The organism is Acetobacter sp. P5B1, assembly GCF_018811985.1.
In the GTDB taxonomy this organism is placed as follows: domain Bacteria; phylum Pseudomonadota; class Alphaproteobacteria; order Acetobacterales; family Acetobacteraceae; genus Acetobacter; species Acetobacter cerevisiae.
Window position 1 is genome coordinate 63,743 of sequence record NZ_JACRVS010000003.1, and the last position, 16,067, is coordinate 79,809.

Genomic DNA, 16,067 nt, shown 5'->3' on the forward strand with positions numbered 1-16,067 from the left:
CCCCTCAGGGTAGAGCCTGCTTGTCAGCACTAACAAATCTGAAAATCAGGCAGAACGGACGTTCGTTTCTTCCACCTGTTTGGGAAGGACAAGGTAAGGTCCAGCGGCCCGGATCGTCACGGAGAGAATGCCCATTTTGCCCCTGGTGAGATAATCACCCAGTGGCAGCACAGCATTCCCATTGGTCCATGCGCAGTCCGTCTCATCGTTCTCATACCAGCCTTCAGGTTTCTCCGCCTGAAGATGAGAGGTGATAGCGAACTGCTCCCTGGCGCACAGCAGCCGCACGTCGGCAACGGCCACACCCATGGAGCGACGATCATCCACAAAAGGACCAACCACATCCGCAGGGCGACTGGCACGAGAAACAAGGCGAACGGATTTTGTTTCAGGTGGCAGCATGAAGCTGTACTGCTGCCCCTTGTGCCGCATTGAGCGAAGAATTGTCCCGGTGTCCGTGATCAGATGCAGATCCGGATCAAGGGTAGTTTCAATATCTTCCATCTGAACACAGCAGCCCGCAACAGAGTTTTTGCGCGATTCCACAGAACGGAACAGCGGTTCAACAAAAGATCGCTCAACACACAGCGGTGCCGCGGCATGATCTGCCCACGTGCGCTTTTTCCCACCCAGACGGACCACCGTGCCTTCCTGACGGAAGGAAGCGCGGTTGCCAGTATCCAGATAGCTTTCAGTCAGCATACCATCGGCAGTAATAACAGAATGCTGCCCTGTTTCCACATGGTAGTAGTCATAAGAGGTAATGGACTTATCGTAGAAAATGGAAACACCGTTGACCAGCATACGGGCTGGCACAAATTTTCCTTCAAAGAACAGGCAATGTTCTGCAGTGATCAGCATATCCTTGTAAGGCACGCCCTCAGCAATCGCATCTTTGAGAATACGCACAGGATATCCTGCTTCGTCATCCTGCAGATCCGTACGCACCGTAGCCTGAGCTTTGCCAACCCAGACAACCGGACGGGTAACGTGTTTGTTGCTCTTCCAGTCGAAAGTCACAACGTCATGACTAATCGTAAGATTTTCGACCGCAACATCCCCTGCGGACGTACGAATCATACTCCCGCTCAGGAAGCACACTTCGTAAATTAGATTACCATCTGTCCCTACGACCAGCGAATTACCAAGGCTGGAGGCCTTATCAATCTCTAACCCTATAGCGTGACCATTTTTCAGATTGATCCACACGCGGTTAGCATCACCAGAATCATAGGCAATGCCGACAACATCTCCATCTTTGACGCCATCCAATACGATGCCGTCTGAGTCTCCCGCGGCTGCGCCATCAAAACCAGAAATGACGGTGTTAACAATTCCGCCATATGACAGACCGGAAATAACCAGACCGGTATTCTTCTCCCCGTCCATGACAATAGTGCCACCAGCATTTGAATAAATACTGGCCTGCCCGCCACTTTGCAGGGAAAGGGTCCCTGAAAGGATTCCCCCACTCTCAATGGAAACGTAGCCGCCGTTATTGACGGTTGCACCCGTAAGCTGGCCGCCTGCACTCACAATCGCGCTTGCTGTATTATTAATTGTAAGGTCAGAAAGCGTGCCGCCCGCATACGCATAGGCGTAGCTACCATCATTAATTGTGGCACTGATGGATACACCGCCCTTACTAACATATTCCGCAGCGGCATTGTTAAATGTCGCATTATAGGAACTTGCCCCAGCGGAAATTGCTTCAAAAGCCTGAGACTGACCGTTAGGAACGGTGCCGTTTCCTGTCAAAACACTGTTGGATGTTATTGCGCCTGAATACAGCACCATAGTCCCACCGGAAATGGTGGCACTCTCTACGGTCGCACTTGTAATAAACCCATGACCATTGGTAGCCAAAGTGACATCACTCACTGCACCTTTAGATACAGTAAGCGTACTTCCGTCCTGGAAGCTCGCATTACTGAGCGTACCACCAAAAACGCTTACGCCACCGTTTCCATTCGTAAGATTACTGCCACTCCCAGTAATATTTGCAGCAGACCCACTCTCATAAAGATTGATAAAGCCGCCAGTGTTGATGTTAAGCGCCGAAACGCTACCGCCGAAAACATCAAAACCACCGCCATTGTCTGCAACCATACCAGAAACAAGACCACCGGATACCGTGATGATCCCGCTCTGAATGGCACCCCCATTCATTGTCCCGCTATCGTAAACTGTACCGTAACCACTGATAATTTCAGCATCAGATGCCAGGCCACCAGCGGATACAATAATATTGGCGTTTGAGGTGAGGATTTGGGCAGAAATGCTTGTGCCGCCATTGTCTACATATTCGGTGCCGCCACTTTGAACGATATCAGAGGTCGCGGTGCCACCAGCAGAAATATGAACATATCCGCCACTTTGCAACGAGGCCGACGTTAGGTGACCGCCGTCAAAAACGTTTATGCCACCACTTCCGTTTGTTGCTGAGACAACGGTTGCATTCCCGCCTGACAGATTAATGATACCACTCTGAACCGTCGTATCCGTAAGGTCGCCGCCGGTGTAAACATTCACGGCGCCGGCTGAAAGAATTGTCAGTGAAGCCGCACCGCCAGAAAGATTTAAGGTCGCATCGTCCGCCTCTAAAGTGGCGGATAGACTTGATCCCCCACCATGAACGTCCATGACACCCTTTGTCTCAATGACAGTACTTTGTGCTATGCCACCCGCCGAAACCTGAATGGCGCCGCCAGAGACAGCACTGGCGACAGAAACTGTTAGGCCATTTTCAATCTGAACTATGCCGCTATCTGTCGCGGTCGCGTTGCTGACCTGGCCGCCAGAAATGTCAGCATAGGTATTTGTCCCGGATACGGTGAGACCGTTTAACGTCGCGCCGTTATAGATGCCAATCCAGCCCCCGTTTGCAGCAGTCCAGTTTGTACCGTTTCCCCCGTTGGAAAGGTACGCATGGCCAGCATCAACAGTAAGATCAACAGCGCTACCCCAAACAGTTTCCTGCCCGCCTGTGCCAGCGACATCGCCAGACGTTGTGCCACCTGCAGAGACCAGAATATTCGCGCCGTCCACCGCGGACGTGAAGCTCGCCTGACCTCCTGATAAAACATTGAGCGTTGCGGCAATATTATCCTTAGAATCACCGCCAAAGAGATACGTGCTGACAGCCCTTCCGGAGTTATAAACATCTATATACCCCCCAGACCCAGCACTCACATTGGAGGCGATACCTCCTGCACTCACAAATAGTCCCACACCACTTTGAACTGTTCCACCGTTCCAGGTCGTAGCGTTACTGGCATCACCGCCAATAGTCGTGTCGGACAAAATATCATTCATATTTCTTATCTTTTCCAAATAATATTTTTACTGCTGTAATATTTTTCTTAGCAGTAATGAAGAAAGTGCTTTCAAACTGTCGCGGCGCATCTGCAGGCCATAATTACCAGAGGAAAGCATGGATCAAAGTGCTCTTTTAGATTATGCCGGCACGGAAAGCCTCCCCCTGATCCCTTTTTCAAGAAAACGATTGCCTGTATCTCGTTCTGTCAGACTCAGACACCAAGACCTGCATGCAGGCTTGGGAAATAAAATCCGATAAATTTGATTGCAATCATAGCGAATGACCCCGGCCCCAGCCTGCGGAATTACCGGAAGAGCCTTTAGCTCAGATGATTTTACGGAATCAGGATTTCCGTCTTCTGCTAAAAATGATGACCGGCCAGACGCACATAGCGCTGTATTGTCTGCTCTTTTGTTCATAGTAAAATCACGGCATTATTCGGAAGTTATAAATTTCTCAAATTGAATATTTTCATATCACTATCAATATGTTGTTTTCTATTATTTGAAAATAAATAGCTGAACAAAAAATATTAAATGATTTTTAATGATCTGACTTTTAGCCCTGGTTCAGCCGGATAACTTTCTGATCCTTGAGCCATTCAGTTTTCTGTAATTCATCCGATCAGGTTAGACTTACCAGACCGCCGATTGCTTATCCGACGCAGAGCAAATTCAGCCCATTTGATACGCGCAGGAACAATCGAGACAAAAGCCAGCAACCAAAGCTTACAGTGCTACAGCACGGCTAATTGCTCACACTTTATGCCCTGACGTCTGGCTTACCCTCAATAGCCCGCGTGATACATGGCGTTAAAGCCAAGGGCTGCAAAGCAGAACACGAACACCATCGCGCCAACCATCTGGAAGACTTCCTTGACGGCAACCCCTTCCGGCGGAGGAGGAGCAGAGGGCACGGGAGCCGGTGTCACAGGCAGAACGGGGTCCGCCATAACCGCATGGGTTTCCGCGCCCACACCCTCATGCTCTGCCTGTAGACCTGCATCAGGGGTATGAGTCTGTGAGATCACGGACGCATCATGTGATGAATCTGTTCCTGACATGGCGAAACCCCTTCCGTTTTTGCAATGCAGATTTGTAACCCCTACTTATCTGGGTCTCAAACAGCTCTTCGTCAAGTCTGGGTCTCAAATAAACCCGATCACATTCCTCAGGCGGGGTGGACGGAAAGCCTGCAGGCAGGCACATGAAAAGATCTGTTTTCAGGAGTGCCCGCCATGAAGCCGCTTTTTGCCTCTGCCCTCATCCCGCTCGGTCTGGCCTTTGCCATGCCGCTCCCCGCACAGGCCGCAAAGCCCACCGTGCAGGCCCCGGCCACACAGGCGCATTACGAGACGTCAGTTTTTGTGGGACAATGGGCCATTATGGCGATGGACCCGATTATGGTCGCCGCGAACAAGGCAACGGGTCCTGCGGAGCGCCTGCTCGTCACGCTGCCGGAATCCCTGAAGAAAATTGTCGGGCAGGATCACTTCAGCCTCTCCCGCGCCTCCGGCACAGCATGGACCGGGAAGCAGGATGACCTGACGGTCACGTTCAAGCTTGTTTCAGAAAATAGTGCTCAGATTCAGATTACAGGGGAAGGCACCCATAAGCTGGACCTGCCGCTGTATCGGGACAACTAAAAGAGCGTGCCCCAAACAAGGCGCGCTCCTGTGCCTGTCCGCTCATAGGCGGTTCAGGCACAGGCAGCCGTTGCGCCTTAGGACGCGCTGTCAGGCGTCCAGTTTTTCAGGAAGTCTTCCAGCGCGGCATCAGGCTTCCCGATCTTGATTTGCAGCGTTACGTAAAGATTCCCGGCTTCACGCGAGCCATGAGCCTGCACGCCTTTCCCACGTAACCGCAGCTTGGTGCCACTGTCGGACTGCGGCGGCACGTTCATCTTAACCGGGCCTGTCGGGGTCGGGACCGTAATGGGACCACCCAGCACGGCAGTTTTCAGGTCCACCGGCAGGGTTTCGGTCAGGTCAAACCCATCACGCGTATAGGTCGGGTCAGCCTGAACGTTCACGGTAATCAGCGCATCCCCATCCGGGCCGCCCTGAACACCCGGGCCACCTTTGCCGCGCAGGCGCAGAGTCTGGCCGTCTTCAATCCCCGGGGGAATGCGCACATCCAGCGTTGCCCCTTCCGGCAGCGTGATGCGGGATTTCCCACCCGTGACCGAGTCCAGAAAACTGACCTTCAGCGAATAAGAGCGGTCAGCCCCTTTGCGCGGTCCGGCAGAACGCCGTCCACGACCTGTGAACATGCCGCTGAACAGGTCACCCAGATCTTCTTCACTGAAAGAGTGGCCCTGCCCTCCGGCATAACGGAAGCCACCCGGGCCTGCCCCGTAATCCCCGTAGCCGCCACCGCCGCCGCCAAATCCCGGATGGCGTTCCTGCCCGGCAGCATCAATTTCGCCCCGGTCAAACCGCGCCCGCTTTTCCGTATCGGAAAGCAGATCATTCGCCTGCCCGATTGCCTTGAACTGTTCTTCGGCAACCTTGTCACCAGGGTTCAGGTCAGGATGGTATTTCTTGGCAAGGTTGCGATAGGCCTTGCGGATCTCATCCTGACTGGCGGTTTTGGAAACCCCCAGCACCTCATAAGGATCACGCACACTCATGCTGCACCTCCCTGAGCTGAAGGAGGATTGGGATCAGTGCCAAAATTCATTGTGTCCAGCAGGCTGATCAGCAGCGCAACCGTCACATCCTGACTGTATCCGGCTTTGTCTGCCTCACTCACAAGTGCCGCGAGGCGGGGTTTGAGAAATGCCTCCGCCGTCATGTTGTCCATAAAGCTTGTCTCTCCACTCATACTGTGCAGACCGCTTCCTGGTCGGACCGGCCTGATAATGGTTTCAATATCTTATTCTGATAATGGGAACGCACTGAGGCAGGGTCAATGGACAACGGGGCAGGAGTGGGCTGCACACCTGCCAGACAAACGCTGTCCAGACATTTCTAAAGAAGCGATAGCCTCATGCCCGCAGACTGACTATAAGCCTAAGGGAGAAGATTTAACTGTTTAAGTGGAGAACCAGCAATGTCTGACAAACCGCGTTTTTTTGATGATCTTGCTGGTGTAGCCGGCGGTGCTTTTTCAGCCCTGACCGGCGCAAAAGAAGAGCTTAACGCCATTGTGCGCAGCCGCGTGGATGAAGTGCTGACCAGCCTGCAGGTTGTCCGGCGTGAAGAATTTGAAGTGGTGCGTGAACTCGCCGCCCGTGCGCGTATCGGGCAGGAAGAAGCCGAACGCCGTCTGGCCGCACTGGAAGCCCGTGTGGACGCACTGGAGCAGAAAAGCCACGGCAGCCACACGCACCACACCTCCTGAGCGCAGCGTTTTTCCGCATCACCTTGCAGCCGAGAGTGAGCCATGCCCGCGTTAAGCACAAACACCCCTTCTCCTCCCGTTAATCCGCTGGATCTGATGGAACAGGTCATTTGTGGACACGGCTGGAATTTTGAACGCTGCAACGCAACCGAAATGGCCGTGGAAGCCCCCGGCAAGTGGTGCGATTACGGCATGTTCTTCTCCTGGTCGGCAGAACTTGGGGCCATGCACTTTACCTGCGCCTTTGACCTCAAGGCCCCTCAGCCCCAGCAACGTACGCTGTATGAGCTGATTGGCATGGCCAATGAGCGGATGTGGATTGGCCATTTCAGTCTGGATCAGGAAGACGGTGTTCTGCTGTTCCGGCATGCCCTTCTGCTGCGCGGGACGAGTATCTCTGTCGAAGTGTTTGAAGACATGATCGACATCGCTCTGACAGAGTGTGAACGCTTCTACCCGGCTTTTCAGTTTTTCCTGTGGGGCGGGCAAAGCCCGGCTGATGCTCTGGCCGTTGCCATGCTGGACTGTCAGGGAGAAGCATAATGACGGCTCATACTTCCCCCCTGCCCTCCGTCCTGCTGGTTGGCTGTGGCCAGATGGGTGGCTCCATGCTGGAAGGCTGGCTGGCCCACGGTCTGAAACCTTCCGTCGTGCTGGACCGGCATGACCGCACCCTGCCGGCACCCCATAAACTGGCTGCTACGCTGGAGGATGTCCCGGCGGATTTCCAGCCGGATGTCATTATTCTGGCCATCAAGCCCCAGAAGGCAGACCCGGCGCTGGAGGCTATGGCACAGCGCTTCCCTAACGCCACGCTGCTGTCTGTCATGGCAGGCCGCACGGTGGAAAGCCTTACGGAACGCTACAAGCAGGGCAACCCGCAGGCACAGCCGGTGATAATCCGGGCCATGCCCAACACGCCCTGTGCCATTGGTGCAGGTATGAGCGGTCTGTATGCCCCTCCGCACGCCACCGCCACACAGAAAGCGCAATGTGATGCCCTGCTGCAGGCTGTGGGCGATACAGTCTGGGTTGAGCGCGAAGAGCTGATTGACTCCGTCACCGCTATTTCCGGCAGCGGCCCGGCCTACATTTTCCTGCTGGCCGAACTACTGGAAAAAGCCGGTGTGGAACAGGGCCTCCCTGCCGAGACCGCCCGCATACTGGCACGCAAGACCATTTATGGCGCGGGCGCGCTGCTCAACCAGTCTCCGGCGGATGCCGAAGAGTTGCGCCGCCGCGTGACCAGCCCCGGTGGCACCACGGCGGAGGCCCTGAAAGTCTTCATGGCGCCGGATGCATGGCCCGCTATCGTGCCCCGTGCCGTAGCCGCAGCCGCCAGACGCGCCAAAGAGCTTTCGACCTGATTTACGCGGCCCGACAGGCTGCCTTACTCTCTATTTTCTACGAACAGGCTTCTTCTTATGGACCATGATGACTTTGACGCCGCCCTGCTGAGTGCTGCCATGACACAGGCCGAGCATGGGGGCTGGGCGTCTGTCTCTCTGCTGGATTCCGCTCGGACTGCGGGGCTTGCTTTCCCGCAGACGCGCGAGCGCTTCCCCTGCCGCGCGTCTCTGCTGCTCCGGCTGGGCCGTATGGCGGACGAGTCCGCTCTGGCGGACAACACCACCTTCGGTTCCTCGCGTGAGCGCCTGTTTGATCTGCTGATGCGCCGTCTGGATGTGTTCCAGCAGTATCGGGGTGGGATTCGCGCCGTCATGCGCGCCCTCCCGATGGACCCGCCTCTTGCTCTGCTTCTGGGAGGCGCCACGCTGGAAAGCATGCGCTGGATGGCCGATGCCGCCGGAATCAACGTCGCCGGGCTGGGCGGGCTAGTGCGCATCAATATGGTAGTCGCCATCTGGACGCACACACTCCGCGCATGGGAAAAAGACGATAGCGAAGACATGGGCAGCACCATGGCCGCGCTCGATCAGGCTCTGAACAAAGCCGCCGGTTTCCGCCTGTTCCCTGCTGAGAGTGAACTAAGCGACGGCGGCCTGCCGGATCTCGATTTTGAAGAACCAGATGCCCCGTCCGCTCCCCTTACCCCTGAAAATTCTCTCTGAGAGACAAAACAGCGCGTTCTCACTCTTTACGAATCCTACTGGTTGGCCTTAATAAGAGCCAACCGCACTCTTGGGGCGTAGCCAAGCGGTAAGGCAGCGGATTTTGATTCCGCCATGCGGAGGTTCGAATCCTCCCGCCCCAGCCATTTTTCTTTAAGACATATAAAATCTGTCTGATCCTCAGGCCTGAATTATTTTCCCTCTTGGGGCAATAACGGGCGCTGTATTTTTCTGACATCATTGCTATTGCAGGATCACAAAGTCACCACGGATCTTTTTGCAATGTTGTCTTTTAAAAAACTATCGATTCGGAAAAAAATTCTATTCTGGCTGCCGCTCTTCTTCTTTTTTTCTGCTTTTTACTGACAGCCCTCATTCCACCTCTTCAGTCTCCTGATGAGCGAGATCATCTCAAACGCGCTTATTTTCTGAGCCAGGGACAGATTTTTCTGACTGCTCAACCGCATAAATTATCAGGCGGTCCGCTAGACTCTGGCCTTCTGGAGTATCTGAATTTCTCGGAAAAATACCCTTTCCGCCCGGACATCAAGGTCACTGAGCAAGACATTGTGCGCTTAAAGACCATTCCATGGTCTCATAAGGGTGTTTATGCCGAGGCTCCGGGCACGGGCTACTACTTCCCTGTTCTCTATGCTCCACAAGCCATAGGACTGACTGTTGGCCGCTGGCTCGGCCTTTCAGTCGACCGCTCCTATATGCTGGCCAGACTGAGCGCGATTGCATCTATTGGCATTCTGCTGTTTGCCTCATTCCTGCTCACCACACCCAACCCGCTGGTGCTGGCTCTTCTGATCCTACCGATGAGTTTGTTTCAGGAAGCCGCATGCAGTCTGGATGGTGTCTCCACTGCAATGACCATTCTGGCCATTTCCTGCTTTTTACGCATCACGCAGGATCGGGATAAAACGCCTCTGAGCCTGCTGTTTCTGCTTGCTGTCTCCGTGGCACTCGTCACATCCTGCCGCCAACATGCCCTGCCGTTACTTGGGCTCATATTTCTGAGCGCAGCCTTCACCCGCCGCAAGGCAAGTCTCATCGCCGGAACAATTGCCAGCCTTTTTACCGTCTCATGGACAATTCTGTCTCTCAAGACCACGGTTTTCAAGCTGCCACTCCCCGCAACCTCCGCCTCCGAAAGAGCGGTGCATTACGTCCTGCATCCCTGGTCTTTTTTCAAAATCCTTTTGCATACGCTTGGGCTGCATACGGTTCAGGTCGATTACCTGACGACGTTCCTTGGTCGTCTTGGGTGGCTCGATACCCCTCTACCAGAACATGCTTATGGGATCCTTACCGCAGCCCTTATCGTGCTGGCAGTTCTATCCTGCCCCTTCACTGCATTTCGCAACAACTGGCAGGCTCGACTCAGCCTTGGATGTGCGGCTCTGGTCTCGTTTCTGCTGATTTTTTTCGCCATGCTCATCACATGGAGTGACGATGCACCGACCACCATCGGCGGCGTGCAGGGACGCTATTTTCTAATCCCCGCATTGCTTTTTGCCTATGCACTTAACGGCAACGAGAAGCAGGAGACATTGACGCTCTGCTATTGCGCATCCCTAACCATACTGGGCGGCCTGTTCCTGTTTTCCTCACACGAAATGATTGGTGTGCTTTTACAGCGGTATTATATTACCCCCTGAAACTGGTAGTCCCTTCCAAAGCTCTCGTATTATTTAAAAGAAAGCGGTCCCAACAGGGATAGGCCTTTGCCTGTGCTGCCTGTTATGACTCGTTCCCATGGAAGATCATCCGGCAGCCGCCACGCCTCTTTTGTCCCAGCCCGGTCTTGCTGCGGCCCTCACGTCCCGCACACTTGGGGCGTTTTCCTCTCAGGTTCAGGCTGTTGCTGTCGGGTGGCAGGTTTATGCGCTTACACATAGTGCAGCGGCACTCGGCTTTGTGGGACTTGCGCAGTTTCTGCCCATGGTGGCCTTTATTTTCCCGGCAGGGCACGCAGCAGACCAGCACGACCGCCGGCGCATTGTCATCACCTGTCAGGCTATCGAAGCCTTTGCTGCCGCCTTCATGGCGCTGGCCTCCTTTGCGCATTTTCTGGCACCCGGCATGATTTATGGTCTGGTGGCCCTGTTTGGCATCTGTAGGGCTTTTGAAATGCCTGCCCAGCAGACCTTTCTGCCCTCACTTGTGCCTGCGTCCTTATTCCCGCGCGCGGCGGCGCTGTCGTCCTCTCTGTTTCAGGTGGCCTCCATTGCCGGCCCCTCTCTGGGTGGGTTGCTGTATGGTCTGGGAGCTGGCGTCTGTTACGCGCTCTGCGGCACAGGCTTTGCTGTTGCCGCTATGGCCACAGCCAGCATGAAATTCCGTTTTCCAGCCCGTGCGCGGCAACCCGCAACATTGGCAGCTGTGTTCGGTGGCATTTCTTTCCTGCGCCGCAAACCCACCATGCTGGGTGCACTCTCGCTGGATCTGTTTGCCGTGCTACTGGGCGGCGCCACTGCCATGCTGCCGCTCTTTGCCACGGATATCCTGCATGCAGGGCCGTGGGGGCTCGGATTGCTGCGAGCGGCCCCTGCCATTGGCGCGTTGCTGGTGGCCACCATTCTGGCCCGTTACCCGCTGGGCCACCATGCGGGGCGATGGATGTTTGTCTCGGTCATGATCTTCGGGATTGCCACCATTGTTTTTGGCTTCTCCCGCTCCATTCCTGTTTCCATTGCAGCACTAGCCGTGCTTGGCGGAGCAGACGTTATCAGCGTGATGGTGCGAAGTGCTTTGGTCCAGCTTGGCACGCCGGACGAGATGCGCGGCCGCGTCTCCGCCGTGAACATGCTGTTTATTGGGTCATCAAACCAGCTGGGGGAGTTTGAAAGTGGCATGCTGGCCAGCGCTATCGGGGCTGTTCCCGCGGTGGTGGTGGGCGGCATTGGCACGCTGGTCATTACCGCTCTGTGGATGGCGTTTTTCCCAGGCCTGCGGAAACTTGATCGTCTGGATGATATCAAACCCGATTAACCGGCGGGAAAGGGCAGCCCCTCCCCTGAAAAAGGCCAAAAAAAACAGCTCTAAGGAAACCTTAGAACTGTTTTCAAAAGCATCAGACTGAGTAAAAAATACTCAGACTGCTTTTTTCAGATTGGGGCTGGCTTTAAAGCGCACCGTTTTACCGGCCTTCACTTTTACAGGCTCACCCGTCCGCGGATTCAGGGCTTTACGCGCCTTTGTCTTGCGCACTGTAAATGTTCCGAAAGACGGAAGGGTAAACCCACCCTCACGCTTCAATTCTTCTACAATCGCATCAAGAAGGTCGTTGGCAGCCTGATTGGCGGCAACGCCGGTGCAGTTGATCGAATCCTGGATCACCGCAGCAATAAAGGCCTTGCTCATTGAGACTTTAACTCCCCTTCAGACAGAACTATGTGAGTAACAATTCTTCGGCTACTATAACCAGCAACACTCGCGGCTTGATAGTCATATTTCACCGAAAAAACCAAATTAAAAATGCAATCAGTTTCGATTTTTCCCGCAGGCATCACCAAAAAACAGGTTGAAAGGGCGCCATCCGCCCCTTTGCCCGCAGGGACAGTCTGCCTGTTTGCCTGTTATGTTCCTGATGGGAACCTCCCTCTTCACACCCGCTTTTACCTCAAAAACCTGTTAAAGTGTGGTGTCACTCTGCATATTATTCTCTCCGGCGCAGAAGCTATTCATGAAAACACAAATAATTTTTGCAAAAAACACGGTATTCATGCCTGGAGACGGCCAAATGGCGGGCTGGACTTTGGTGCCTGGCAATTTCTTCTGGAAAAAGGACTCGCCAAGGACGCCCCTTACATTCTTTTTGCCAATGACAGCGTCTTCGGCCCGCTCAAACCCCTGCCCCTTCTTTTAGAAGAGCTTGCCGCAAACCAACGCCCTGCATGGGGGCTGGTTGCCTCACGGGCCGTCACGCCCCACCTGCAATCCTGGTTTATTGGACTGTCCCAAGCCGCATTCCAGGCGGCCCCCGTGCAACGCGTTCTACACCTTCCTTTTCAAGACATGTCCCGGGATGAAATCATCTGGCACGGTGAACTCGGCCTGTCCGTTGCCCTGAAAGCTGCGAACATTCCGCTCCATGCCGCATGGAGTGACCTGAACGCTCCCATGGCCCGCTTTTTCCCTACCAACCCCATGCACACACACTGGCGGGACATGGCGCAAACGGGAGCAGTACCTTTTCTCAAGCAGGAAGTTTTACGGGATAACCCCTTCCGGGTGCCCCACCTTGCAGACTGGCGGGCGCTGATCCCGGCAGAAAGCGACTTCAACCCGGAATGGATTGACACCTATCTGAACCAGCACGCGCCACGCCCCCTCACCATCCATCCCACATGGAAAGGACGCGCGCTTTATGGCCTTATCAATCAGCTGGATCGGCTGAAATGGCGGACAGATCGTCTGCGAGGCGTTGCGCGTTAGCCGTTTTTATGGCCACCACGTCGCGCAGAACGCCGTCCAGCTCTGCTGTCTGCTCCTCAAAAGTGGCGAGGTTCTGTTTGAGCGGGTTGACGTATCCTGTCAGTCTTTCAGGATTTTTCAGAAGCGCTTCAACGGCTTTCTGCAAACTGTCCGGTCGCCCGTCTATGGCAATCAGCGTGCCGTTTACTCCGTCAACAATATCTTCCGACTGCCCACCCGGTGCTGTGGAGATGACCCACACATCCCGCGCCAGAGCTTCACGCACAGTCAAACCGTAGCTTTCTTTCCATTGAGACGGGAAGAGAAGCACATCAATCCCATCAAAAAAGGCATCCATACTCTCAGGGACGTATGCCGGAACCGTTGTGACTGTTCCTTTTACTTTCCATGATTCTGTGTAAACGGAGCGGATACCCAGATTGAGTTTGTTATCAACAACCCGAAGCTCCCAGTTCCTATCTGACAGAGCCTGAAAGGCCCGCCGCACCAGAGAATAGCCCTTGATTTCTTCTGTGCCGCCAACATAACCAAAGCGCAGCGGGCTACCGGGTTTACGCGGAGTGCGGGCGTGTGTGGGCCAGACAAACCCGTTTCTATTCACCAGGATACGGTCTGGAGGAACGCCATTGGCAATAAACAGTTGCCGGTGCGTCTCGCTGGGGGAAAGCAGCAACGCAGCCCCTTCCATCGCAGCCCGCATCATCACGGCCCGTTCTGACAGATGCCGCGCCTCAGGCACGCACGCCTGACAGACACGCAGATTGATTTTTTCCTGAAAACAATAATGCCCGTCGGCTTTCACCATGAACTGACGGTCACACAGCCACCAGGCATCATGCACGGTCACCACATAGGGCACACCGGCTTCAATACAGGCTCTCAACAAACCCAGACCCAAACCCTGGGTCGCATGGAAATGCACAACGTCCGGTTTCATTGCCGCCAGCCATTTCCGGAAGTGACTGGTGGCCGTCGCATTATCAAGGCCGCCCACCCGATCATGATCAGGCGGCACACGCACGCCCAGCACGGGGCAACCATCAGCACTGTAACGTAGAGGCGCGTTGCCACGATCCTTCAAATCCGGACGAGAGGTCATCACAGCAACATCCACATCCGGCAGACGCTGCAACCGACGGACCATTTCTTCTGCCACAAATGTCGCTCCCCCAAAGGAACGCGGACTGAAATACACATTGGCGCATAGCACGCGCAGGTTTGTTTTTGAGCGTACATCAACAGGCTCCCCAAAGACCGGCAACACCTGCTGCTGCGCAATCTGGTCAGGGCTGTATCGGGCCAGAACATCCTCATAGGCCTGCTGACCGAGCTGCACTCTTAACGCAGGATCTGCGGCCAGACGGAGAATGGCATCCCGCCATTGCTCATCCTGCTCAGCCAGAAGTCCATTTTCGCCATCCCGCATAACCTGCAGGAATGCATCGCGCGGGGAACAGACAGAGGGGATTTTCAGAATGGCGGCTTCAAGAAATTTAATATTACTTTTGGCATCATTGAAAATCGTGGGTTCAAGCGGTGCAATCGTAATATCGGCTTGCGCCAGAAGCGCCAGATACGCGGCATAATCACGCCCGGCGAGGGTCTGCACCCGCTCCTTTACAGTAAGAAAGCTTTCAGGAAGCGTCAGATCACCAATAATATGCAGAGTCAGGCGTGGATCTGCCTGCATGGCAGCAAGAATACCGCTGGCCGCCATCCGAAAATCAGCGTCATGCGTTTTGGTACCTGACCCATAGACAATACGGATTTCCTGCGTGGTATCGTGAGCAGGCACACCACGTTCTGCCAGGCTTTGCGCAATTTCTATGGTTTGCTGGTCCAGCGCGTTCTCAATCACCACAGCAGAGGGAATGCCAGCATCTACCATGGCCTGTGCCAGGACTCGGGTCGACGCAATAGCGCGGTCGCAGGACAACAGGCATTTCCTGAACAAGAGAACACCAAAAAGCAGTTGCTTCTGCTCCGCCGTATCCAGCGTCTGAAGGTTGCCATTCTCCTGATACAGCTCAGCGGAGAAAATCAGGTCATCCACTTCCCACCACGGGGACAAGCCGAGCTGCCGGGTTTCATGAAGAAGAATTTCAACGGATTCAAAGGCTGGAACCCGGTAGAAAATCACCTCGGTGCAGACTTGGAGAGCCGCCAGCGCCTGCTCCGTTTCGCGCCAGTCCACAACATCTACGGTCCAGCCCAAAGACCGCAGTTGTTCTTCTTTCTGCCAGACACGATACTTCGCGCACTGCCGCAAGGAGAGTTCTGCAATAATCAGAATATGCGGCGTAAGCTGGCTCAGTGCCTCAGCGCCAAGTGGCTTGGCATACACTCCCTCAAGCGCTTTTTGCCGCTCTGCCGCAGTCATGGGCGATGACTTCACACCTTGATGCGGCGCTGGCATTTGCACTGCGGAGGTTTGAGGCGGAGGAGACGAGGGTTGTTTCTGGCGATTGGACGTATACCGGGCGACCGCCCGCCCCACCCCGGTCTCCGGTAAGCGGGCCTGAATACGCTGCGTGACACCGTGCAGCCCTTCATCCTGATAGATTTCTTTGACGCGCTGACAGACAGCAGGAATTTTCTGCCCCGTTGGCAATTGGCCTTTCATCAAATGCCGGACAACCCGCAAAGGAGCCGTCACGCGCCAGGAAAGCGTGCGGCGCTGTGTTTCCAGCATGTGCCGCAGACTTGCAGCCTCATGCGTCAGGCCATCAACGCGCATCCCCTGAATACGGGCGCTGGCACGATAGCTGGCGGACAATGCCTCTGCCTGTGTCAGAACCTGTCTGATTTTCTCTGAATCTTCAGTCAAATCACTCACAGGCAGCACTCTTTCAATAAGACAAAGAATTGAAAAATTTTACTAACATTTTA

14 protein-coding genes and 1 tRNA gene are annotated in these 16,067 nt (G+C 54.7%); 9 read left to right on the forward strand and 6 right to left on the reverse strand.

Annotated elements, in window-relative coordinates:
- Positions 1-45: 45 nt before the first annotated feature.
- Entirely contained in the window at positions 46-3,315 is a 3,270-nt protein-coding gene (locus KP703_RS03035) for a Hint domain-containing protein (protein WP_215753830.1), read from the reverse strand.
- A gap of 791 nt (positions 3,316-4,106) precedes the next feature.
- Entirely contained in the window at positions 4,107-4,349 is a 243-nt protein-coding gene (locus KP703_RS03040) for a hypothetical protein (protein ID WP_156470097.1), read from the reverse strand.
- 207 nt (positions 4,350-4,556) lie between these two features.
- Here KP703_RS03040 and KP703_RS03045 point away from each other — a divergent pair, with 207 nt between their 5' ends.
- Positions 4,557-4,964 carry a hypothetical protein gene (locus tag KP703_RS03045; RefSeq protein WP_215753768.1) on the forward strand — a complete coding sequence of 136 codons (408 nt, stop codon included), beginning with the start codon at positions 4,557-4,559 and terminating at the stop codon, positions 4,962-4,964.
- A gap of 77 nt (positions 4,965-5,041) precedes the next feature.
- Here KP703_RS03045 and KP703_RS03050 read toward each other — a convergent pair whose 3' ends face one another.
- Both KP703_RS03050 and KP703_RS03055 read right to left on the reverse strand, forming a co-directional pair.
- Positions 5,042-5,950 (reverse strand): DnaJ C-terminal domain-containing protein, encoded by a 909-nt coding sequence (locus KP703_RS03050; protein ID WP_215753769.1) that lies wholly within the window; start codon positions 5,948-5,950, stop codon positions 5,042-5,044.
- The gene (locus KP703_RS03055; protein WP_215753842.1) at positions 5,947-6,144 is read right to left on the reverse strand and encodes a hypothetical protein; all 198 of its coding nucleotides are present in this window, start codon (positions 6,142-6,144) and stop codon (positions 5,947-5,949) included. Before KP703_RS03055 ends, KP703_RS03050 begins: the two co-directional genes overlap by 4 nt.
- A gap of 228 nt (positions 6,145-6,372) precedes the next feature.
- Here KP703_RS03055 and KP703_RS03060 point away from each other — a divergent pair, with 228 nt between their 5' ends.
- From KP703_RS03060 to KP703_RS03090, 7 genes are all read left to right on the forward strand, one after another.
- Positions 6,373-6,663: an accessory factor UbiK family protein gene (locus KP703_RS03060; protein ID WP_062141393.1), complete on the forward strand. Its 291-nt coding sequence runs from the start codon at positions 6,373-6,375 to the stop codon at positions 6,661-6,663.
- 42 nt (positions 6,664-6,705) lie between these two features.
- Entirely contained in the window at positions 6,706-7,206 is a 501-nt protein-coding gene (locus tag KP703_RS03065; protein ID WP_043550336.1) for a YbjN domain-containing protein, read from the forward strand.
- On the forward strand, positions 7,206-8,030 hold the full coding sequence (gene proC, locus KP703_RS03070) for a pyrroline-5-carboxylate reductase (RefSeq protein WP_215753770.1): 825 nt from the start codon (positions 7,206-7,208) through the stop codon (positions 8,028-8,030). Before KP703_RS03065 ends, proC begins: the two co-directional genes overlap by 1 nt.
- Positions 8,031-8,087: 57 nt before the next feature.
- Positions 8,088-8,735, forward strand: a complete 648-nt coding sequence (locus tag KP703_RS03075; RefSeq protein WP_215753771.1) for a TetR family transcriptional regulator — start codon at positions 8,088-8,090, stop codon at positions 8,733-8,735.
- Between the two features lie 71 nt (positions 8,736-8,806).
- Positions 8,807-8,881: transfer RNA gene (locus tag KP703_RS03080), tRNA-Gln, on the forward strand.
- 180 nt (positions 8,882-9,061) lie between these two features.
- Positions 9,062-10,399, forward strand: a complete 1,338-nt coding sequence (locus tag KP703_RS03085; RefSeq protein ID WP_256441362.1) for a DUF2142 domain-containing protein — start codon at positions 9,062-9,064, stop codon at positions 10,397-10,399.
- A gap of 97 nt (positions 10,400-10,496) precedes the next feature.
- Positions 10,497-11,732 carry an MFS transporter gene (locus tag KP703_RS03090; RefSeq protein WP_215753772.1) on the forward strand — a complete coding sequence of 412 codons (1,236 nt, stop codon included), beginning with the start codon at positions 10,497-10,499 and terminating at the stop codon, positions 11,730-11,732.
- Between the two features lie 102 nt (positions 11,733-11,834).
- Here KP703_RS03090 and KP703_RS03095 read toward each other — a convergent pair whose 3' ends face one another.
- Positions 11,835-12,104: an HU family DNA-binding protein gene (locus KP703_RS03095; RefSeq protein ID WP_025826565.1), complete on the reverse strand. Its 270-nt coding sequence runs from the start codon at positions 12,102-12,104 to the stop codon at positions 11,835-11,837.
- Positions 12,105-12,758: 654 nt separating this feature from the next.
- On the opposite strand from KP703_RS03095, the gene KP703_RS15570 reads away from it, so the two are divergent.
- Positions 12,759-13,178: a hypothetical protein gene (locus tag KP703_RS15570; RefSeq protein ID WP_252353798.1), complete on the forward strand. Its 420-nt coding sequence runs from the start codon at positions 12,759-12,761 to the stop codon at positions 13,176-13,178.
- Here KP703_RS15570 and KP703_RS03105 read toward each other — a convergent pair.
- Entirely contained in the window at positions 13,120-16,020 is a 2,901-nt protein-coding gene (locus KP703_RS03105; protein WP_215753832.1) for a glycosyltransferase, read from the reverse strand. The two genes, KP703_RS15570 and KP703_RS03105, sit on opposite strands and share 59 nt — an antisense overlap.
- Positions 16,021-16,067 lie beyond the last annotated feature (47 nt).

Coding starts and splice junctions, on each gene's coding strand:
- KP703_RS03035 (WP_215753830.1), bottom strand. CDS start 3,315: ATGAATGATATTTTGTCCGACACGACTATTGGCGGTGATGCCAGTAAC.
- KP703_RS03045 (WP_215753768.1), top strand. CDS start 4,557: ATGAAGCCGCTTTTTGCCTCTGCCCTCATCCCGCTCGGTCTGGCCTTT.
- KP703_RS03050 (WP_215753769.1), bottom strand. CDS start 5,950: ATGAGTGTGCGTGATCCTTATGAGGTGCTGGGGGTTTCCAAAACCGCC.
- KP703_RS03055 (WP_215753842.1), bottom strand. CDS start 6,144: ATGAGTGGAGAGACAAGCTTTATGGACAACATGACGGCGGAGGCATTT.
- KP703_RS03060 (WP_062141393.1), top strand. CDS start 6,373: ATGTCTGACAAACCGCGTTTTTTTGATGATCTTGCTGGTGTAGCCGGC.
- KP703_RS03065 (WP_043550336.1), top strand. CDS start 6,706: ATGCCCGCGTTAAGCACAAACACCCCTTCTCCTCCCGTTAATCCGCTG.
- proC (WP_215753770.1), top strand. CDS start 7,206: ATGACGGCTCATACTTCCCCCCTGCCCTCCGTCCTGCTGGTTGGCTGT.
- KP703_RS03075 (WP_215753771.1), top strand. CDS start 8,088: ATGGACCATGATGACTTTGACGCCGCCCTGCTGAGTGCTGCCATGACA.
- KP703_RS03090 (WP_215753772.1), top strand. CDS start 10,497: ATGGAAGATCATCCGGCAGCCGCCACGCCTCTTTTGTCCCAGCCCGGT.
- KP703_RS03095 (WP_025826565.1), bottom strand. CDS start 12,104: ATGAGCAAGGCCTTTATTGCTGCGGTGATCCAGGATTCGATCAACTGC.
- KP703_RS15570 (WP_252353798.1), top strand. CDS start 12,759: ATGTCCCGGGATGAAATCATCTGGCACGGTGAACTCGGCCTGTCCGTT.